18 protein-coding genes and 1 riboswitch are annotated in these 19,203 nt (G+C 63.9%); of the genes, 10 read left to right on the top strand and 8 right to left on the bottom strand.

Annotation, left to right across the window (positions count from 1 at the left end):
• Nucleotides 1-1,234: 1,234 nt before the first annotated feature.
• The gene (locus J2X62_RS25025; RefSeq protein ID WP_310184172.1) at nt 1,235-1,519 is read right to left on the bottom strand and encodes a GNAT family N-acetyltransferase; all 285 of its coding nucleotides are present in this window, start codon (nt 1,517-1,519) and stop codon (nt 1,235-1,237) included.
• A gap of 183 nt (nt 1,520-1,702) precedes the next feature.
• Here J2X62_RS25025 and J2X62_RS25020 point away from each other — a divergent pair, with 183 nt between their 5' ends.
• Both J2X62_RS25020 and J2X62_RS25015 read left to right on the top strand, forming a co-directional pair.
• Nucleotides 1,703-2,470 (top strand): hypothetical protein, encoded by a 768-nt coding sequence (locus tag J2X62_RS25020; RefSeq protein ID WP_032368807.1) that lies wholly within the window; start codon nt 1,703-1,705, stop codon nt 2,468-2,470.
• A 230-nt stretch (nt 2,471-2,700) separates the two neighbouring features.
• Nucleotides 2,701-3,021 (top strand): colicin immunity domain-containing protein, encoded by a 321-nt coding sequence (locus tag J2X62_RS25015; protein ID WP_027497963.1) that lies wholly within the window; start codon nt 2,701-2,703, stop codon nt 3,019-3,021.
• A gap of 17 nt (nt 3,022-3,038) precedes the next feature.
• Here the strand turns inward: J2X62_RS25015 and J2X62_RS25010 are convergent, their stop codons facing one another.
• Nucleotides 3,039-3,401, bottom strand: coding sequence for a helix-turn-helix domain-containing protein (locus J2X62_RS25010; RefSeq protein ID WP_310184170.1), 363 nt, complete (start codon nt 3,399-3,401; stop codon nt 3,039-3,041).
• A gap of 65 nt (nt 3,402-3,466) precedes the next feature.
• Here J2X62_RS25010 and J2X62_RS25005 point away from each other — a divergent pair, with 65 nt between their 5' ends.
• Nucleotides 3,467-4,123, top strand: coding sequence for an FMN-dependent NADH-azoreductase (locus J2X62_RS25005; protein WP_027497962.1), 657 nt, complete (start codon nt 3,467-3,469; stop codon nt 4,121-4,123).
• Between the two features lie 20 nt (nt 4,124-4,143).
• Nucleotides 4,144-5,406: an LCP family protein gene (locus J2X62_RS25000; protein ID WP_310184167.1), complete on the top strand. Its 1,263-nt coding sequence runs from the start codon at nt 4,144-4,146 to the stop codon at nt 5,404-5,406.
• 17 nt (nt 5,407-5,423) lie between these two features.
• On the opposite strand, the gene J2X62_RS24995 is transcribed toward J2X62_RS25000, so the two are convergent.
• The 6 genes from J2X62_RS24995 to J2X62_RS24970 form a co-directional block, all read right to left on the bottom strand.
• Nucleotides 5,424-6,161 carry an ABC transporter ATP-binding protein gene (locus J2X62_RS24995; RefSeq protein ID WP_094652242.1) on the bottom strand — a complete coding sequence of 246 codons (738 nt, stop codon included), beginning with the start codon at nt 6,159-6,161 and terminating at the stop codon, nt 5,424-5,426.
• Nucleotides 6,154-6,990, bottom strand: coding sequence for an ABC transporter permease (locus J2X62_RS24990; protein WP_032365545.1), 837 nt, complete (start codon nt 6,988-6,990; stop codon nt 6,154-6,156). The genes J2X62_RS24995 and J2X62_RS24990 overlap by 8 nt, the downstream gene beginning before the upstream one ends.
• Complete coding sequence (locus tag J2X62_RS24985) at nt 6,968-7,954, bottom strand: ABC transporter substrate-binding protein (RefSeq protein ID WP_052073693.1); 987 nt, start codon at nt 7,952-7,954, stop codon at nt 6,968-6,970. Before J2X62_RS24985 ends, J2X62_RS24990 begins: the two co-directional genes overlap by 23 nt.
• A 23-nt stretch (nt 7,955-7,977) precedes the next feature.
• Nucleotides 7,978-8,700, bottom strand: coding sequence for a TenA family protein (locus tag J2X62_RS24980; protein ID WP_310184165.1), 723 nt, complete (start codon nt 8,698-8,700; stop codon nt 7,978-7,980).
• A riboswitch (TPP riboswitch) is annotated at nt 8,694-8,793 on the bottom strand. (Overlaps the previous gene by 7 nt.)
• Nucleotides 8,794-8,855: 62 nt before the next feature.
• Complete coding sequence (locus J2X62_RS24975; RefSeq protein ID WP_310184163.1) at nt 8,856-10,253, bottom strand: sugar porter family MFS transporter; 1,398 nt, start codon at nt 10,251-10,253, stop codon at nt 8,856-8,858.
• Between the two features lie 116 nt (nt 10,254-10,369).
• Entirely contained in the window at nt 10,370-11,035 is a 666-nt protein-coding gene (locus J2X62_RS24970; RefSeq protein WP_201011532.1) for a hypothetical protein, read from the bottom strand.
• 101 nt (nt 11,036-11,136) lie between these two features.
• Here J2X62_RS24970 and J2X62_RS24965 point away from each other — a divergent pair, with 101 nt between their 5' ends.
• The 6 genes from J2X62_RS24965 to J2X62_RS24940 all read left to right on the top strand — a co-directional run bounded on the left by J2X62_RS24965 (nt 11,137) and on the right by J2X62_RS24940 (nt 19,203).
• Nucleotides 11,137-12,702 carry a carboxylesterase/lipase family protein gene (locus J2X62_RS24965; protein ID WP_310184161.1) on the top strand — a complete coding sequence of 522 codons (1,566 nt, stop codon included), beginning with the start codon at nt 11,137-11,139 and terminating at the stop codon, nt 12,700-12,702.
• A gap of 196 nt (nt 12,703-12,898) precedes the next feature.
• Nucleotides 12,899-14,419, top strand: coding sequence for an ATP-dependent DNA ligase (locus J2X62_RS24960; protein ID WP_027497953.1), 1,521 nt, complete (start codon nt 12,899-12,901; stop codon nt 14,417-14,419).
• A gap of 110 nt (nt 14,420-14,529) precedes the next feature.
• Nucleotides 14,530-15,369 (top strand): nitrilase-related carbon-nitrogen hydrolase, encoded by an 840-nt coding sequence (locus J2X62_RS24955; protein ID WP_197077429.1) that lies wholly within the window; start codon nt 14,530-14,532, stop codon nt 15,367-15,369.
• The gene (gene hydA / locus J2X62_RS24950; protein ID WP_204848016.1) at nt 15,369-16,790 is read left to right on the top strand and encodes a dihydropyrimidinase; all 1,422 of its coding nucleotides are present in this window, start codon (nt 15,369-15,371) and stop codon (nt 16,788-16,790) included. The genes J2X62_RS24955 and hydA overlap by 1 nt, the downstream gene beginning before the upstream one ends.
• Before the next feature lie 2 nt (nt 16,791-16,792).
• Entirely contained in the window at nt 16,793-17,824 is a 1,032-nt protein-coding gene (locus J2X62_RS24945) for a TIGR03842 family LLM class F420-dependent oxidoreductase (protein WP_310184158.1), read from the top strand.
• Between the two features lie 74 nt (nt 17,825-17,898).
• Nucleotides 17,899-19,203 carry an aspartate aminotransferase family protein gene (locus J2X62_RS24940; RefSeq protein ID WP_310184155.1) on the top strand — a complete coding sequence of 435 codons (1,305 nt, stop codon included), beginning with the start codon at nt 17,899-17,901 and terminating at the stop codon, nt 19,201-19,203.

The following is a 19,203-nucleotide window of genomic DNA, read 5'->3' as shown; positions in this document are numbered from 1 at the left end:
GGAAGCTAAGCCCTCCAGCGCCGATGGTACTGCACTCGACAGGGTGTGGGAGAGTAGGACACCGCCGAACACAACATCCCAAAATGCCCCTGACCTCACGGTCAGGGGCATTTTGCATTCGAAACCATGCACAGCCGCAACAGGATTCAGGCGGTCAAGCGGAATGCGTAGGCGCCGGAATGCGCAGGCATCGACTTCTGCACCCCCAGTCCCATCATCGCCATACGGACCGCCCGCCCCCTCGCCCCCGGGGCGCGAACGCGCGCGCACTCGCCACACGCGAGCAGAACAGTGACACCACACTGCGCGCACCCGACAAACGCGCGCGCATTCGCATAGCACCAGAGGTGCCGGCACCACGTCGCCTCCGACAGTGCCGGACGTTCACTCGCAACACCCACCCCCCGTCGCATACGCGAGCGCATCGCGCAGACAAAGGGGATCGGTGATCCCCAACCGTGTCGCCCGCTGAAACGCCACCCCACTCCGTTCGCACACGCGAGCGCGTTTGCCACACGCGAGCAGAACAGCGACACCAGACCGCGCGCACCTGACAAACGCGCGCGCGTTTGCGAATACCGGGAAGGCCTACCGACCGATCGAATCGAAGTAGTCGGGCCACACTCCACCACTCGTTCGAGTGCCCCTGGAACGCCTAGCTGCACAACAATTCTCGAGTGCCGAATTTAATCAGTGGAGTTCGATGCCTCGGCAGTGCATGATCGTCGTACGGGTACGCCGCATCGATCGTGGAGGTGGACAATGGCAGCAAATTTCGAGCGGGCAGGCCGGGGCGTCGTCTACACGCGGTCCGTGGCTATTGCCGATCACGCTCTCTGAGTAGAGCTTTCGCGGATCGAGGCCGATGAGCCTCGACAACGACACGTCGACTATTTTGCGCCGCACGGCTGTGCTCCGTGTGAGGCGTCCATTCTTTCTGTAGGAGAACAGATGTACTACGAATATGTCTTGAGTGAACATCGACAACGGGTTGCCCGGGGTGTCGAGAACTACGAACGGTGTCGCGTAGCAGCCGAGCGGGTTGCGGAAAGTGTTGCGGCACAAGAACAAATCGAACCCGTTCAGGAATCGGACGAGACAACTACCGGAAACGACGAGGGAACACCCGGAAACGACGAGGGAACACCCGGAAACGACGAGGGAACACCCGGAAACGGTGACAGTTCTGAATCCGGTATCGGGTCCGGATTCGTCTCGGCAAATCGCTGACCGGTCATCGTTTGATTAGATGTGAATATCGATCGCCGGCTGCGTCGATGAAGTCGCGCACGAACCAGCACGCAGGGACCACTTGGAGGCCCTGCGTGCTGGTGTCGTCGAGTGCGTATTCGGTGAGCGCGGCGGCCAGCCCTCGGCCGCGGAACCGAGGCAGTGTCACGGTGTGGTGGAAGGTTCGGACGCCGTTCGACTCGAAGTACTCGGAGTACCCGGCCGGCTCCGAGTCGACGTGAATCTCGAATCGGTGGGCGGCGGTGTCATGGGTGATCGTCACCGGCATTGCGGTACCTCCTGGCAGTGTTCGATGTCTCCACGGTAACCGGCAGCCGAACGGCGAAATTCCGGTAGTTACTCGAGCACGCATCGACGCAGTAGGCTGAGGGAAACCGAGTCGTGCGAGCGCCACCCGTCGCAACACCTCTCTTCATAAGTACGGGGCGCTCGAGGCTTAAGGCGGCAAACCGTGGAAGACACATCCGACCGGGGAATCAAGGCTTTCATCAGAACCGTCGCGCAGCGCGGTGGACGCGCGGAGCGTCTGACCACCTCGCGTCGCAATCCCGTTCAGGTCTGGTCTATGGACGGCAAGTCCTCGTGCATCGTGCGGGTGCGATCGAAGGTGACGGGCGACTGGAAAGCCCGCAGACAGGACGAGTCGCTCGAGAGCGACGACACGGGGTCGTCGTACTGGGTGTTCGTGGACCTGGCAACCGAGGAACCGCGGTTCTACATGGTGTCCTCCGAGGAGATGGCGTCGGATATTCGTGGAGAAGTGGATCTGTGGGTACAGGATTCGCCGCTACGGACGCGAACCGGGCATCACGCCATTGCAGTCGACAGGGTGGCTCACGGCAGTGAACGCTGGGAACTGCTGGGACTGAGCGCCACCCTGGACACGTCCGTCGACGTCGGACCCGAGCAGACGTGGGTTCGCACGCCCAGGGTCAAAGCAACGCGGAAGTCCAAGGTCGTCGTCGAAGAGGAAGTGATCGACAACCGGGTACGGGTGGTGGCCGATTGCGAGGGATACCGGCTCAGTGGGCGATTCGACCCGCAGACTCAGCGCCTGGAAATCACGGCCGGGCCGATGGAGGGTCGACGGTTCGACAACCCGTCCGTCGCCGCCAGTGCCGTCGCCACGCACATCAGTGGAGATGTCGAGGAGCGGGACGGCTGGCAGTTCTGGCAGTTGGACACTCCCGATCGCGCCCCTCTCGGTTCCTTTCAGTAAGAACTAGCAGGTGAACGCGGTGATCTTGTGAGCTTTCACCAACTTCGCGCAACGTGCGGAAACCGTCGAAGTGTCTGATTAACCTAGCGCTTGTACGACGAGCTCCCTGTTTCAATCGCTGGGTCGAATCGATGCTCGAGAGTTCGTCTGTGCATCGGGTTTCGGGTCTCAGCGAGCTCGACGGTCGACAGTGCGAGGGGTGCTGTCGACCGTGGGGAGAGGTATTCACCATGGAGCAGTCATACCGAGCGGCATCCGCTCATTCGTCCCGCTTCCTTTTTCTCATCGCACAGTTCGTCGATCGGAGAATTCCGGCGGAGTTCTTCTCGACGCAGTTTCGAGAACTCCAGAACACGCGGGTGACGTACCTCGATGCAGAGGTGTCGTCGGTGATCGGGATGCTGTCGGTCGACGTCGGGGCGTATCTGGGAGACGTCGACCTTCGCGGCGTGGACTACATCGATGCGGAACAGCTGTGGCGTGCGGCCGGCCACGCGTTTCGTGACCTCATGACATTGCAGTCCGAGCAGTTCGAGCGCGAGGCCGGCTGATCGGCCACCGCAGCACGTCAGCGAAATCGATCACGGTGTCGCAGAAGGTGTTCCAGCCGGAAGCGTCGGTGGGTGCCACGCATTTCGATCGGTAGGTCTCCGGCGTCGGCCAAGCGCCGAACGTAGGTGTCGGAGACACCGAGTACCTCTGCCGCTTGCGAGGTCGTCAGCAGTTCTTCGACGGTTCCGATGGCCACAGCCCTGGCGGTGGCCAGCTGGGTGAGCAGTTCGAGCACCGCAGCGCGCGCGGAGTCGTCCAGGTCCACCGACACTCCGCCGAGACGGACATCGACGTCCGTGTCCGTGTTCTCGTGCAGTGCCGTCGTGATTCGTGCGGCGGAGCGCGAACTCAGCGCGCGGGTGACGAATCGGAAGTCCATCCGACCAGGATAGGAGCGTCCGGTTCGCCTAGGCTCGGGACACCCACCATCCGAGGAGTGTTTCAGTGCCGCAGTTGTTGCACCTGGATTCGTCTGCCGACCTGTCCCGTTCGATCAGCCGTCGGGTGACAGCCCACTTCTCGGACGCGTGGCACACCATCGGAACCGATCATTCGGTGATTCGCCGTGATCTGCACGTCAATGCATTGCCACATCTGCCGACCTCGGCACTGCATTGGGCACCGCACCTGCGGACTGCCGACGAGACCGTGGACGCGGCAGCCGAGGCTCTTCAGGTCGAGCTGATCGAGGAACTGATCTCCGCGGACGTCGTACTGATCGGTGCGCCGATGTACAACTGGTCGATCCCGTCGACGCTGAAGGCGTGGATCGACTACGTGCACGTTCCCGGCATCACGGTGCCGTTCGACGGCGACACAGCACCACTCGTCGGCAAGCCTGCGGTTGTGGTCACCAGTCGGGGGAACGAGTACACCCCGGGCTCGGAGGCAGCGTCGATCGACCACACCACGGGGCAGCTGCGGCAGGTTCTCGGCGCTGCACTGGGCATGGACGTGCATTTCGTCCCGATCGACCTGACCCTTGCCGAGCGGGTTGCCGGTCTGGCACCGAAGATTCCGCAGGCTCGGGCCAGCCTCGACGCGGCATTCTCGGCCGTCGACGAGCTCGCGCGGCGTCTGGGCACGATCTCGCCCGTGTGAGAGCCGAGTAGCCTGTCAGGGTGCAACCGAACGGCCCTGGTGGCGGCATCGAACGTGGACCAGGACGCCACCGGTTGGCGCGTCCGTCCGGCGACCACGCTGTTGCGCTGCGGATCGGCCGGGTGCTCGTCGCGACGGCGGCGGTGGCGTCCGTCGCAGTCAGTGGCGTCGGATTCGCGGTCTACCGGGAGGCAACCACCGGACTGACCACCTCCGATGCGCTCGACGGTATCGCGAACAACGATCCGGATGTCAACGGTGCCGACACCAACATTCTGTTGATCGGGCTCGACAGTCGTAAGGACATGGACGGCAACGATCTGCCGGCCGCGTTCGTCACCGACACCCTGCATGCCGGTGACAGCGACGTCGGGGGATACAACACCAATACGCTTCTGCTGGTGCATCTTCCGGCCGGCGGTGGACGAGCGACAGCGCTGTCGATACCGCGCGACGACTACGTCGACGTTCCCGGGTACGGCAAGCGCAAGATCAAGGAGGCCTACGGGCTCGCCAAGGCCGATGCCGACACCCAATTGCTCGACGAGGGTGTCACCGACGCGGCCGAGCGTGAGCGTCGGGCACGCGAGGCGGGCCGCCGCTCGACGCTGACGGCCGTTCGCGATCTCCTCGATGTGCCGATCGATCACTTCGCGGAAGTCAATCTTCTGGGCTTCTACGACGTGGCGACGGCAGTCGGCCCGATCCAGGTCTGCCTGAACAACCCGGTGCACGATACGTACTCGGGTGCGGACTTCCCTGCGGGTGCGCAGGAATTGAGCGCGACTCAGGCATTGTCCTTCGTGCGTCAACGGCACGGACTCGACAACGGTGACCTCGACAGAACCAAGCGGCAGCAGGCGTTCGTGGCCGGGGTGATGGCCAAGCTCAGCGCATCCGGCGTGCTGGCGAACATCAGCGAATTGCGTGCGCTGATCGCGGGTACCAAGAACGACATCGTCATCGACGCGGGCCTCGACCCGATCGGCCTTGCCGGGGGAGCCGGTGCCGTCATGAAGGGTGATATCGACTTCTACACGCTGCCGATCACGGGCTACGACACCGTCGACGGTCAGGACGTCAATCTCGTCGACGTCGACGCCATCAGAGCCGAGGCAGCGCGATTGATCGGTCCCGCGCAGCCGGCACCCGCAGCCCTCGATCCGACGTCGGATCCGGCACCACCACCGCTCGAGGTAGCCGTACCCGAGCCGTCCCAGGATCTACCGGCCGCCCCGGATCAGGGTGTGCACAGCAACGGCGGCATCCCCTGCGTCGACTGATCCCTGCATCGACTCGGTCAATGGTTCGGCGTGCTCGACAGAACATCCATCAACTGCTTCTCGACGGCGGCGAACTGTGGCGTCGTCACGATCTCGAGCTCCCGGGGTCGAGGCAGCGGTACGTCGACCTGCCGTCGAACGTGGGCGGGTCGTGGCGAGAGGACCACCACCCGATCGGACAGGTAGACCGCCTCGCGGATGTCGTGGGTGATCATCAGCACCGTCCACCTGAACTCCGACCAGACCTGCTGCAGCCAGGCCTGCATGTCACTACGGGTCAACGAGTCCAATGCCCCGAAGGGCTCGTCCAACAGCAACACCGACCGTCCCTGCACCACGGTGCGCAGCAGTGCTGCTCGTTGCCGCATGCCCCCGGACAGTTCGGACGGGCGAGCGGACTCGTACCCGTCGAGACCGAACACCGGGAACAACTCGCGTGCCCGCGCTCGTGCCTCCTTCTTGGCGACGCCTTGTACTTCGAGGCCGAGCGAGGTGTTGTCGAGCACCGATCGCCACGGGAACAGCAGGTCCTTCTGCGGCATGTACGCGCACGGCGGGACTCGGACCGAGCCCGAATCGGGTGTATCGAGGCCGGCGAGCATGTTGAACACCGTGCTCTTGCCCGACCCGCTCGGACCGATGATCGACACGAATTCACCGGGCCGGACGCCGAACGACACGCCGTCGAGTACCGGTTTTCCGCCGAACGATTTTCTCAGAGCCGAGATGTCGATGCTGTGCTCGAGATCAGACATTGTGCCCCGCCGACCCTTGACGTGCCCACGGGGCGACGACGCGTTCGACCACGAACGTCGAGACGAACAGGAGCACGCTGATCACCGCGGTGACGGCAACGGCTGCAAGAACCAAATCGGTACGGAACGAATTCTTCTGCTGACTCATGTAGATACCGAGTCCTGCTGTGGCTCCTGCGTATTCGGCAAAGATCGCACCGACGACGGCGTAGGTGATGCCGATGCGAAGCGAGGTGAAGAATCGAGGAAGTGCCGACGGCAGCCGTACGTAGCGGAACTGCTGCCAGCGGCCGGCCCCCATGGTGGCCAGGAGGGCTCGCGCGTCGCGATCTGCGGCGGCGAACCCCTCGATGAGCCCGATGGCCATGGGAAAGAACGTCGCCAGTGCGATCACGAGAATCTTCGGTAACAGTCCGAACCCGAACCAGATGATGAGCAGCGGTGCGATGGCGATGATCGGCAGTGTCTGCGAGACGACGAACAAGGGTACGAACGCACGGCGCAGCCACGGGGAGAAGTCCACGGCGATGGCGAGCAGCCAGGCCAGCACGAGAGAGACTGCGAACCCGACGAGTGTCACCTGCAGTGTCGCTGCGGCATTCTCGGCAATCGCCTCGCGTTGGGCCCAGCCCTGCGTGAGAACGCGGCCGGGGGAGGGCAGTACCTGTGGCCTGATGCCGCTGACCTCGACATAAATCTGCCACACCGCGATCGACAGGACGACGACGGTCACCGCGGGCCATGCCCACCGCAACGAAGCTCGGACACCGCTGAGCGAGAACGTTTCTCGCTCGGCGGTCACCGGCTCATCGATCGCCGAGGTAGTCATCGGTGAAATAGGTGGACCAGTCCGGTTCGGCGCTCAGCGGTGCACCGTTCTGATCGGTGAGTACCCCGCTGTCGTAGAGAAACTTCGAGTACGCGGTCCACGTGTCGATGCTCTGTCGTCCGACCTCGCCCGCGGAATCCTTCATGTACTTCTCTGCGAGCATCTTCTGACTCTCGAACACCAACGACTCGTCGGTGAACGTACCGGGATTGGCGTCGATCAGATCCTGAGCCGCCCTGTCCGGATCGTCCGCTGCGAGTTGGTAGCCACGCTGTAGCGCCTGCACGAACTTCTTCGCCTCGTCCGGATGTGCGGCCAGCCACGGTTCGTTCCCGTTGATGGTGATGGCGTAGGCGTCGGGGAACCCGTAATCGGTGTAATCGAAGTACTTCATCGGCGTTCCGCTGTGCTCCGCCTCGATGCCCTCCCACGCGAGGTAGGACACGGTGAAGTCCGCAGTGCCGGAGTACACCGCCTCGTAGGCCGATGTGCCGAGCACGACGGTCTCGTATTCGCCTGTGCCACCGTCGTTCTCGATGACCTGGCGGAGTCCGGCCTGCTCGCCGGATTCACCGAAACCGGCGTAGACCTTGCCGTCGAGTGCGCGTGGGCTCGCGATATCGTCCCGATCCGCACGCACTCCGATGCCGGTGGCCCAGTGCTGCAGTGGTGCGAGGACGGACACGGTCCGGGCGCCGGCCGATCTGGCGAAGACCGTCGAACTCTGGGTGCTGATACCGAATTCGGCGTTGCCTGCATCGACCAGCGTGTCTGCGGCCGTGTTGTTGTACGGCAGTACTTCCACATCGAGCCCGGCGTCGGCGAAGTAGCCCTCCTGAAGGGCGACGTAGAGGCCGGTGTGATTGGTGTTGGGAGTCCAGTCGAGGGCGAAACGGATGGTGTCGGAATCCGTCGACTGCGAGCAGCCGGCCATCACCGTGGTTGCGAGGACCGTCGCCACCATCACCGTGAGCAGTCGAGACGTTCTCATGCGTGCACCGGGCTCTCGGTCGATGGCCACGGAGTGGGGTGTAATGCGCTGTCCCAGAACATCAATTCGTACCTCGACGCAACGACGAAGGCGTCGATCATCTGCTCACGCTGCAGTTCCGTCGCAGAGTCGGCCGCGTCGTCGACGAAGCCCTTTGCGGCATCGACGATGGCATGGAATTCGGGTGCGTCGTAGTTGGCCACCCACTGTGCGTAGGAATGACCGGGATCGCGTGCGAGCACGGCCGTCGCCGCTCCGGCGAGCGAGCGGCCGACGTCGGCGTAGATCCAGAAGCACGGCAGAACAGCTGCCGCCGCAACGGGATACGGCTCGGTCGCGGCGACGGCCGTCAGGTAGGAGGTGTAGCCGAGGCATGCCGGTGAAGGCGTCGGCTTCTCGGTGGAGGAGGGAAGAACGTCTCCGGTGAGCATGGCCTCGTGCGAGGCGGCCTCGTCCATCGCGCTCGCTGCAGCGCCGGCCCAGAAAGCTCCGGCCACCGGTGTCGGCGCGTGCGCTGCCAGCAGGGACAGCGACTTCACGTAGCCACCGAGATACAGCGAATCCTGTTCCAGATATCGACGGAACGCGTCGAGGGGAAGGGTTCCCGCACCGAGCCGGCGGAGGAATTCGAGATCGTCGATCGCGCGTCTGATGTGCGCGGATGCGTCCCAGAGTCGATCGGTGAAGCGGACCGGGTCCGCAGATACAACAGGCGTCATCGCCTTGACATCCCTTCGTCAGTATTACCTGCATCAGGTTCGGCGGGTTTGATCTCAGCATCCGCATCGGCGGACACACCCCGTGTCAGAACGTCAGTGACAGTAACACCGGTCACCATGTGCCGGTGTTACTGCCCCTTCACCTCGGCCTGGGTCTAGCCCAGCATGTCCTCGAGCTCCATGCCCTTGGTCTCGCGGATGTTGGACTTGACGAAGAGGAACGACAGCGCAGCGAAGAGCGCGAAGCCGGCGTAGATGACCCACAGTCCGACGGACGACGTCAGTGGTGGGAAAGCAAGCGTGACAGCGAAGTTGGCGATCCAGTTCGCAGCCGTGCCGATACCGAGAGCCATGGCGCGCATCCGGTTGGGGAACATCTCGCCGAGCATGACCCACATGATCGGTCCCCAGGTCGATGCGAAGAAGATGACGAACAGATTCGCCCCGACCAACGCGATCGCACCCCACGGCGACGGCAGACTGACCTCGTCGCCGCTGCCGGTCGCCTGCGAGAAGGCGACGGACGCCATGACGAGTCCGACGAACATTCCGATGGACCCCGCCATCAGCAGCTTGCGCCTGCCGATGCGATCGACGAACAGAATCGCCACGAACGTCATGGCCACGTTGATGACCGCGGTGATGACCGAGGTGGTGAACGACTGGTCCTCGGTGAACCCGACCGACCGCCACAGCGTCGTCGAGTAGTAGAAGATCGCATTGATGCCGACCAGCTGCTGCAGGACGGCCATCGTGATGCCCACCCAGACGATCGGCTGCAGACCGAACTTGGGGCCACGGATGTCGGCGAACGACGATCGGGCCTCCTTGCGCAGCGTCAGCCTGATCTCGTGCACTCGCTCGTCGGGATGCAGCTCGCCGGTGATGTTCGCCAGAACCGCGGCGGCTTCCTCGTCCAGATGCTGACCCACCAGGTAGCGGGGTGACTCCGGGATCAGGGTGGCCAGGATTCCGTAGACCAGAGCGGGGACCACACCGACGAGGAACATCCAGCGCCACGCTTCGACACCGAACCACAGGTCGTTGGAGGCTCCGTCGGCCGCACCTGCGAGAAGGGCGTCGGACAGCAGGGCAGCGAAGATACCGATGGTGATCGCCAATTGCTGCAGCGAGGCCAGCGCGCCACGCCACTTGGCGGGCGCGATTTCGGCGATGTAGGCCGGTGCGATGACCGACGCGATGCCGATGCCGAGACCGCCGAGCACACGCCAGAGCATGAGATCGGGAACGCTGAACGCGAACCCGGAGCCGACCGAGGAAATGACGAACAGGGCCGAGCCGAGCAGCATCACCTTCTTGCGGCCCCAGCGATCGGCGAGGCTACCGGCGAACCAGGCACCGATCGCGCAGCCGATCAGGGCGATCGCAACCACGAAGCCGGTGGTGAACGAGCCGAGAGAGAAGTGGTCTTCGATCGAATCGACAGCTCCGTTGATGACCGAACTGTCGAAGCCGAACAGGAAGCCGCCTACAGCGGCGGCGACGCTGACGCCGATGACCTTCGCTGTGTGACGGTCCGAGGTCTGATTCATGTGTGATGCACCTTCTGGCCGCGCGCGGGCGCCGGCCGCTGGGGAGACCGTACGGCAGGGATTGTCGTACCGTCCTGGGACATTACGCCTGGTCTTTCGCCGCGCGAACGACGCCGTCAGCGAAGGTCGAAATCGTCGTCCGAGACGGTGAAACCGTGGCCGACCTGATCGGTGCAGGTGACTCCGGTCTGCTCGTCGACGCTGCATCGAAGCCCGTTGGTGGATCCACTACCCGCCACGGTGAGTTCTTCGCCGTACGGGAGTGCCGCCGCGGGTCCGTCGAATCGGTGGAACTTGGGATCGCCCAGGCTCTCGAACTTCGCGGGGGAGCCGGCGATAATCTGCACGGAATTGGGTTTCACCCGGTCGGAGGATGCACTGTCGGTCACCTCGGGGGCCGAGTCGGGCAGCGAGCCGTGGCAACCGGCGATCGACGTCTCTTGTACGGCTATACCGCACTCGAACTTGCCGCTGGGGCTCGTGAAGTAGTACCAGCCCGGAGCCTTGCCCGCGTACTGTGTCGGGTTCGCTTGCTGCGCAACGGCACTCGGCGTGGTCTTCGTGGTGCTGGACGGTGTCGTGGAGGACGGTGTCGTGGAGGACGGCGTGGAAGGCACACTGCTCGACGGCAGGCCACGGTCGGTGGTCGGAACCGCCGTGATCGGCTGGGGGCGGTCGGTGATGACCGTCGCCATGGGTCCGTCACCTCCGCCGCCCGAACCGCAGGCAGACAACAGGCACACTCCGACGACCGCCGCCAGGGCGGATCCAATTCTCTTCATGACTCGTTCCTCGGTTCGATGGGAGCGCTGCCGGGGGTTTCGAGCGGGCCGGCGTCGGGGATGGAGTTGGTACGTTGAGCAACGACCCGAAGGGAGGTGCGATGGACGACACCACGTCCGACTCCACCGTGCGTGTGAGCACGCCGTACGGCGACGTTCTCGGCTACCCGGTTGCGGCCGACGCATCGCCGACAGTCGCCTGGAGGGGTATTCCGTACGCGACGCCGCCGGTGGGTGAGTTGCGGTTTCGAGCACCGCGTCCCCTGCAGCCGTGGAACGGCGTGCTCGACGGTCTGCACTTCGGTGCGATGGCACTGCAGGGCCGCGACAGCCCGGTCCCGATCGATCCGTCGTTGTCGATCTCCGAGGATTGCCTGTCGCTCAACGTGTGGGCACCACGGCCAGACGGCGAACTGCGTCCGGTGCTGGTGTGGATCCACGGCGGCGCGTATTCGCTCGGTTCGTCCGCGCAACAGGTGTACGACGGGCGACATCTGAGCGAGAACGGCGACGTGGTCGTGGTCTCGATCAACTTTCGTCTCGGCGCATTCGGCTTTCTCGATCTGTCGTCCTTCTCCACCGACGAACACGTCTTCGAGACCAATCTCGGCTTGCGCGACCAGATTGCGGCGCTGCACTGGGTCCGGGAGTGCATCTCCGCCTTCGGTGGGGACCCCGACGAGATCACCGTCTTCGGCGAGTCCTCCGGGGGCGCGTCGGTCACCACTCTGATGACCTCGCCCAAGGCCGAGGGGCTCTTTCATCGAGCGATCGTGCAAAGTGCCCCGGCCACGTCCGTGTACGGTCCCGAACGCGGCGCTGCGGTGGCCGCCCGGTTCCTCGAGCTCGTGGGGGTCGACCGCGAGGACGTCGGCGAGTTGCTCGAGATGCACTTCAGCAGACTGGTCACCGCGGGGGACACCCTCTGCTACGAGATTCCGACCACAGTGCCTGGGACACTGGGGCTTTCGCCCGTCGTCGACGGAGACATCGTGCCCCGCTATCCGGTCGCGGCCTTCCAGAAAGGTCTGTCGCACAGAATTCCGTTGATCATCGGCACCAATCACGACGAGCCCTCGATCTTCCGGTTCATGAAGTCCCCGTTGATGCCGATCACATCCGACACCGTCTCGGAGATGTTCCGGGCCATCGCGCACGATCACGCGGACATGCCCGCCTCGCGCATCGCAGAAATCATGGCCGCCTACCCGGACAGGAACAAACCTGCTGGGGCTCAGGCCATCTCGCGTGACGCAGGCTTCGTCATGCCGAGTCTGTGGATCGCCGACGGGCACAGTAGGCATTCGCCGACCTGGATGTACCGTTTCGATCACGCGACGCCGATGCTCAAGGCCGCGCGAGTAGGGGCCGGCCACGCGACCGAACTGCCGTACGTGTTCGGCAATTTCGGAACTCTCAACCGAGATCCCACCTTCTGGCTGGGGGGTCGGAAACCGGCGATGGCGGTGTCGGCCCGGATGCAGCGGCGGTGGCTGGCCTTCGCGCGGTACGGAGTACCGGCCGCGCTGGATGCGTCCAAGCACTGGGCCCCGTACACCGAGAAGAATCGATGGACTCTGGTGATCGATACGTCCGACACGCTCGTCGACGATCCCGACGGAGACATGCGCGCTGCCTGGGGCGACCGGGTGGTGGGATTCAGCTGACCCGTCGCCGGCCCGCCGCCGGGTCGTTCCGCAGGCTTCACTCCTGCTCGGGACGTCACAGGCATGCATCGAACGTAACAGCAAGAACACCGGCCGCTGGAGTCACAGCGGTAACAATTGAATGTCAGGCAGGAGTGGAGCCTGCGGAATGACCCGGTTGGGTAGGCCAGTCGGTGGGTGCGGTTATGTTCGATGAGTGCTGATGTCCAGGATTGTCGAAACCTCTCGGGCCGTGGCCGCGACGCGTTCGCGCAAGGTCAAGATCGAGGAGCTCGGTGCTGTGCTGTCCGAGGCACAGGCGGGTGACATCGAACCGGCGGTGTCGTGGTTGTCGGGCGAATTGCCGCAGGGACGGATCGGGGTCGGCTGGCGCACACTCGCAGATCTGGATGTCCCGTCCGCCTCGGAGTCGACACTGACGGTTGCCGAGGTGGACGAGAAGTTGTCCGAGGTGGCGGCGACGTCGGGCGCTGGTTCGGCTGCGCGACGTTCGGCCCTGCTGCTGGACTTGTTCTCGCGGACCACTGCCGACGAGCGTGCGTTCGTCATCAGGTTGGTCACGGGCGAGCTGAGGCAAGGTGCGCTCGAGGGCATCATGGTCGACGCTGTCGCCGCTGCCACAGCTCTGCCGCAGGCGTCGGTGCGGCGCGCGTTCATGCTGTCCGGTCGATTGTCTGCCACTGCCGTCGCCGCCATGACCGGTGGTGTCGAGGCATTGAACGCCTTTCGACTCGAAGTCGGTCGGCCGGTTCGCCCGATGCTGGCGTCGCCGGCGGAGTCTCTTCGGGGTGCCTGGGAGCAGCTGGCGGGGGATGTGACGGTCGAGTACAAGCTGGACGGTGCCCGAATTCAGGTGCATCGCTCGGGATCCGACGTGAGCATCTACACGCGCACCCTGCGCGATATCACCGCCGGTGTGCCCGAGCTGGTGGAACTGGTCCGTGCACTTCCCTGCGAGTCGGTGGTCCTCGATGGCGAAACACTCGCACTGGACGACAGTGGCAGGCCGCGTCCGTTCCAGGAGACGATGAGCCGGTTCGGTGCCGAGAGCGCACACGAATTGTTGCTGCAGCCCTACTTCTTCGACTGTCTGCATCTCGACGGCGTCGATCTGCTCGACGCTCCACTCGAAGAGCGTCTCGCAGCGCTCGACAAGGTGGCGCCGGGACATCGGATTCCGAGTGCCGTACGGCCCGACGCCGACGGGGCGGCTGCCCACTTCGATGCTGCGCTCGATGCCGGGCACGAGGGAGTCATGCTCAAGGCCCTGAGCGCCCCGTATGCGGCAGGCCGGCGCGGAAAGAGTTGGCAGAAGGTCAAACCCGAACACACTCTCGATCTCGTTGTTCTCGGCGCGGAGTGGGGATACGGCCGACGGACGGGCTTTCTGTCCAACCTGCATCTGGGGGCCCGCGATCCCGACGGCGGTGAACCGATCATGGTCGGCAAGACGTTCAAAGGCCTGACCGATGTGCTGCTGCAGTGGCAGACGGAGGAATTCCCGAAGCACGAACGCGAGCGAGATCAGCACACCGTGTACCTGCGGCCCGAGTTGATAGTCGAAATCGAACTCGACGGAGTGCAGGTCAGCTCGCGCTATCCGGGCGGGGTGGCGCTGCGTTTCGCCCGAGTGTTGCGATACCGACCGGACAAGAACCTTGCCACCGCGGACACCATCGATGCCGTCCGCGCGTTGTTGCCCAACTCGAACTCGTGAGTTCGCCGAGAACTGTGCACGATTAATACATACGAAACCGGACGAATGATCCCGTAACACGGCGCAAAATACCTTGAGGGTGCAAGCCAGCGAGAGATGGAGTGCCGATGATGTCCACAGTTCGAGCTGCGTTGGTCCAGAGCACGTGGACCGGTGACAAAGAATCGATGATCGAGGCACACGAGGGGTTTGCTCGGTCTGCCGCCGAGCAGGGCGCGAAAGTTGTCTGCTTTCAGGAGCTTTTCTACGGTCCGTACTTCTGCCAGCTCCAGGATGCGAAATTCTACGAGTACGCCGAATCCGTACCGGGCCCGACGGTCGACCGGTTCGCGGCGTTGGCGAAAGAGCTCGGGATCGTCATGATCCTGCCCGTCTACGAGCAGGAGCAGCCCGGGTTGCTCTACAACACCGCTGCTGTGGTCGACGCGGACGGCACGTATCTCGGTAAATACCGCAAGCATCACATTCCCCACGTCAACGGATTCTGGGAGAAGTTCTATTTCCGTCCCGGCAACCTGGGGTGGCCGGTGTTCGATACCGCCGTCGGCCGCATCGGTGTCTATATCTGTTACGACCGGCATTTCCCCGAAGGCTGGCGTGCTCTCGGACTCGCCGGTGCCGAGATCGTCTTCAATCCCTCGGCGACCTCACGGGGTCTGTCGAATTATCTGTGGAAGCTCGAGCAACCCGCGTCCGCCGTCGCGAACGAGTACTACGTGGGTGCGATCAACCGCGTCGGAATCGAATCCGAGTACGGCGACGACGATTTCTACGGCACCAGCTATTTCGTCGATCCCGAGGGCAAATTCGTCGGCGAGGTGGCGTCGGATTCGGAGTCCGAGATCGTCGTTCGGGACCTGGACATGGACCTGATCAAAGTGGTCCGCGACCGATGGGCGTTCTACCGCGACCGTAGACCCGACGCCTACGGCCCGCTGGTGCAACCCTGATGGCCACCACCTTCGTGCACGGCGGCACTGTCGTATCCACCACCGGCGCACAGGAACTGGATGTGCTCATCGACGGTGAGACCATCGTCGCAGTGCTGGCACCCGGCTCGGTGTCCTTGGCCGCAGATCTGAAGACATCGGCGGACGTCGTCATCGATGCCACCGGGAAGTACGTGATTCCGGGCGGCGTGGACGGACACACGCACATGGAGATGCCGTTCGGGGGCACGTTCGCCTCCGATACCTTCGAAACCGGAACGCGTGCAGCGGCGTGGGGTGGTACGACGACCATCGTGGATTTCGCCATCCAGACTCCCGGCCAACGCGTCCAGGACACTCTGGCGCAGTGGCATGACAAGGCCGCTGGTCGGTGCGCGATCGATTACGGGTTTCATCAGATCATCGGCGACGTCACCGATGATTCGCTGAAAGCCATGAGCGAGTTGGTCTCCGAGGGTGTCACCAGCTTCAAACTGTTCATGGCGTATCCGGGGGTCTTCTACTCCGACGACGGCAAGATCCTGCGCGCCATGCAGTCGGCGGCGGAAACGGGTGCGCTGTTGATGATGCACGCGGAGAACGGGATTGCCATCGATGTCCTCGTGGCCCAATCCATCGCACGCGGCGACACGGCCCCGTACTTCCACGGGACATCGCGTCCGTGGCAGCTGGAGGAAGAGGCGACGCATCGAGCGATCATGCTGGCCGACGTCACCGGAGCGCCGCTGTACGTCGTGCACGTATCGGCAAAGCAGGCTCTCGAACAGATTGCGCAGGCTCGGGGCAACGGGCAGAACGTGTTTGCCGAGACGTGTCCGCAGTACCTCTATCTCTCGCTCGAAGAACAACTCGGTGCACCCGGCTTCGAGGGGGCCAAATGGGTCTGTTCGACGCCCCTGCGGTCGCGGGCCGAGGGCCATCAGGACGAATTGTGGCGCTACCTGCGCACCGGTGACGTGGCAACCGTCAGTACCGACCACTGCCCGTTCTGCATGAAGGACCAGAAAGAAATGGGAATCGGCGATTTCTCCAAGATTCCCAACGGAATCGGGTCGGTGGAGCATCGGATCGATTTGATGTTTCAGGGTGTGAAGAGCGGCAAGATCACCCTCGAGAAGTGGGTGGACGTCTGTTGCACCACCCCGGCCCGGATGTTCGGCATGTACCCGAAGAAGGGCGTCATCAGCCCCGGAGCAGATGCCGACATCGTGATCTACGACCCGAACGGGCACACCAGCATCGGGGTCGAGAAAACCCACCACATGAACATGGACTATTCGGCGTACGAGGGTTTCGAGATCGACGGCCACGTGGACACCGTGATGTCTCGCGGGCGCGTCATCGTCGACAGTGGATCCTATTCCGGCACTGCGGGACACGGCCGCTTCGTTCGCCGCGACCTGTCACAGAATCTGATCTGAGCATGGACATCGGGGTGGTGCTGCAGTGCAATCCGCCGGCGTCGCGGGTGATCGATCTGGCCAGACAGGCCGAGACGCATGGGTTTTCGCACGTATGGACGTTCGATTCGCATCTGCTGTGGCAGGAACCGTACGTCATCTACAGCCAGATTCTGGCCGCGACCAGGCGCGTGACCGTGGGTCCGATGGTCACCAATCCGGCTACCCGCGATTGGACCGTGACGGCGTCGACGTTCGCGACTCTCAACGACATGTTCGGCAATAGAACCGTCTGCGGCATCGGTCGGGGTGATTCCGCGGTCCGCGCTCTCGGAGGGAAGCCGACAACACTTGCCTCGCTTCGAGACTCGATCGAGGTGATCCGAAATCTGGCCAACGGGCGCAGCGCCCGGGTGGGTGAGACGACGGTGCAGTTCCCGTGGGCGGAGCATTCGACGCTGGAGGTGTGGGTCGCGGCGTACGGACCGAAAGCCCTCGAGCTCACCGGGCAGGTAGCGGACGGATTCATTCTGCAATTGGCAGATCCGGATATTGCTGCGTGGACGATCGGCCGAGTGCGTGCTGCGGCCGAGAAGGCGGGCCGAGATCCGGATTCGATCTCGATCTGCGTGGCAGCTCCCGCCTACGTCACCGACGGTACCGAGGCCGGGCTCGAACATGCCCGCGATCAATGTCGTTGGTTCGGTGGGATGGTCGGCAATCACGTCGCCGATATCGTCGCACGCTACGGCGGTGACGGCGGCGGTGTTCCGCAGGCACTCACCGACTACATCGCGGCGCGCAAAGGATATGACTACAACGAGCACGGTCGAGCCGGAAACTCGCACGCAGAATTCGTTCCGGACGAGGTGATCGACAGGTTCTGCCTACTGGGCACCCCGGCCGATCACATCGCCAAGCTGAAGGAGCTCGAGGCGCTCGGCGTCGACCAGTTCTCGGTGTACCTGCAGCACGACGCCAAGGCAGCGACGCTCGAAGCGTACGGAGAGAGCATCATCCCGCAGATTCGCACATCTGTCACGGCTACGTCGTGACGGGCGACGGGACTGTTGCCGTCGGCCAGTCGTACGCTCCGGTGAGTGTCACACCGAAGAAAGGCGGCAAGTAGATGGATCACGTGTTCTACTCCTGGTCGGCGCAGGCCGAACTGAACCCGATCACCGTCGAGGGTGCCGAGGGGTCGTGGTTCTGGGACGACAAGGGCAATCGGTACCTGGACTTCTCGTCCCAGTTGGTCAACGTCAATCTCGGGCATCAACACCCCGACGTGGTGGCCGCCATCGTCGAACAGGCCCAGGTTCTGACGACCATCTCTCCGACCGTGGCCAACAACAAGCGCAGTGAACTCGCCGCTCTGATCGCCGAACGCGCTCCGGGTGATCTGAAACGGGTGTTCTTCACGACGGGCGGTGCCGAAGCCGTCGAGCATGCGGTGAGGCTGGCGCGCCAGCACACCGGACGCACGAAGATGCTTGCCGCCTACCGCTCGTACCACGGCGGAACCGGAGTCGCTATCGGTCTCACCGGCGAGCCGCGGCGATGGGGTACCGAGCCGACCAACGTCGACGTCGTACGCTTCTTCGGGCCGTACCCGTACCGGTCGCCCTGGGGCACAACGACTCCCGAGGACGAGACAGCCGCAGCGCTGGCGCACCTCGAACAGGTCATCGTGCTCGAAGGCGCGCAGAACATCGCCGGACTGATCCTGGAATCGGTCGTCGGTACAAACGGTGTGCTGATCCCGCCGCCCGGATATCTGGCCGGCGTTCGGGCACTGTGCGACAAGTACGGGATCGTCTACATCGCCGACGAAGTGATGGTCGGGTTCGGGCGAATCGGCGAATGGTTCGCGTGCCAGGCCTGGGATGTGACACCGGATCTGATCACCTTCGCCAAGGGCGTCAACTCCGGATACGTGCCCCTCGGCGGGGTCGTGATCTCGGAGAAGATCGCCTCGCAGTTCGACCACAAGCCGTATCCGGGCGGCTTGACCTACTCCGGTCACGTCCTCGGGTGTGCCGCGGGCGTCGCATCCATCGGGGTGTTCGAGCGCGACAAGATCCTTCCTCACGTGCGTCACGTCGGCGAGGACGTACTCGGTGCGGGCCTGTCCAAGCTGGCCGAATCGCATCCGAGCGTCGGTGAGGTGCGCGGCAAGGGATTCTTCTGGGCCGTCGAGCTGGTCAAGGACGGCACGACGCGGGAGCCGCTGGTGCCCTTCGCCGCGTCGGGCAAGGATGCGGCGGCGATGGGCACCGTGACCGCCGCGGCGAAGTCACGGGGTCTGTGGCCCTTCGTCGCAGGCAACCGTCTGCAGATCGCGCCGCCGCTGACGACGACCGAGGACGAGATTCGTCAGGGACTGGAAATCCTCGACGAGGTATTGACGGTGGCGGACGGGTTCACCGTCTGA

Origin of the sequence: Rhodococcus sp. 3258 (genome assembly GCF_031456475.1) — a bacterium.
Classification (GTDB): Bacteria; Actinomycetota; Actinomycetes; order Mycobacteriales; family Mycobacteriaceae; genus Rhodococcoides; species Rhodococcoides fascians.
This window is presented reverse-complemented; position numbering and strand designations above follow the sequence as displayed.

Coding starts and splice junctions, on each gene's coding strand:
- J2X62_RS25015 (WP_027497963.1), top strand. CDS start 2,701: ATGGAGCAGTCATACCGAGCGGCATCCGCTCATTCGTCCCGCTTCCTT.
- J2X62_RS24980 (WP_310184165.1), bottom strand. CDS start 8,700: ATGACGCCTGTTGTATCTGCGGACCCGGTCCGCTTCACCGATCGACTC.
- J2X62_RS25025 (WP_310184172.1), bottom strand. CDS start 1,519: ATGCCGGTGACGATCACCCATGACACCGCCGCCCACCGATTCGAGATT.
- J2X62_RS24990 (WP_032365545.1), bottom strand. CDS start 6,990: ATGACTACCTCGGCGATCGATGAGCCGGTGACCGCCGAGCGAGAAACG.
- J2X62_RS24940 (WP_310184155.1), top strand. CDS start 17,899: ATGGATCACGTGTTCTACTCCTGGTCGGCGCAGGCCGAACTGAACCCG.
- J2X62_RS24985 (WP_052073693.1), bottom strand. CDS start 7,954: ATGGTGGCGACGGTCCTCGCAACCACGGTGATGGCCGGCTGCTCGCAG.
- J2X62_RS25010 (WP_310184170.1), bottom strand. CDS start 3,401: ATGGACTTCCGATTCGTCACCCGCGCGCTGAGTTCGCGCTCCGCCGCA.
- J2X62_RS24995 (WP_094652242.1), bottom strand. CDS start 6,161: ATGTCTGATCTCGAGCACAGCATCGACATCTCGGCTCTGAGAAAATCG.
- J2X62_RS24955 (WP_197077429.1), top strand. CDS start 14,530: ATGTCCACAGTTCGAGCTGCGTTGGTCCAGAGCACGTGGACCGGTGAC.
- J2X62_RS24945 (WP_310184158.1), top strand. CDS start 16,793: ATGGACATCGGGGTGGTGCTGCAGTGCAATCCGCCGGCGTCGCGGGTG.
- J2X62_RS24970 (WP_201011532.1), bottom strand. CDS start 11,035: ATGAAGAGAATTGGATCCGCCCTGGCGGCGGTCGTCGGAGTGTGCCTG.
- hydA (WP_204848016.1), top strand. CDS start 15,369: ATGGCCACCACCTTCGTGCACGGCGGCACTGTCGTATCCACCACCGGC.
- J2X62_RS24975 (WP_310184163.1), bottom strand. CDS start 10,253: ATGAATCAGACCTCGGACCGTCACACAGCGAAGGTCATCGGCGTCAGC.
- J2X62_RS24965 (WP_310184161.1), top strand. CDS start 11,137: ATGGACGACACCACGTCCGACTCCACCGTGCGTGTGAGCACGCCGTAC.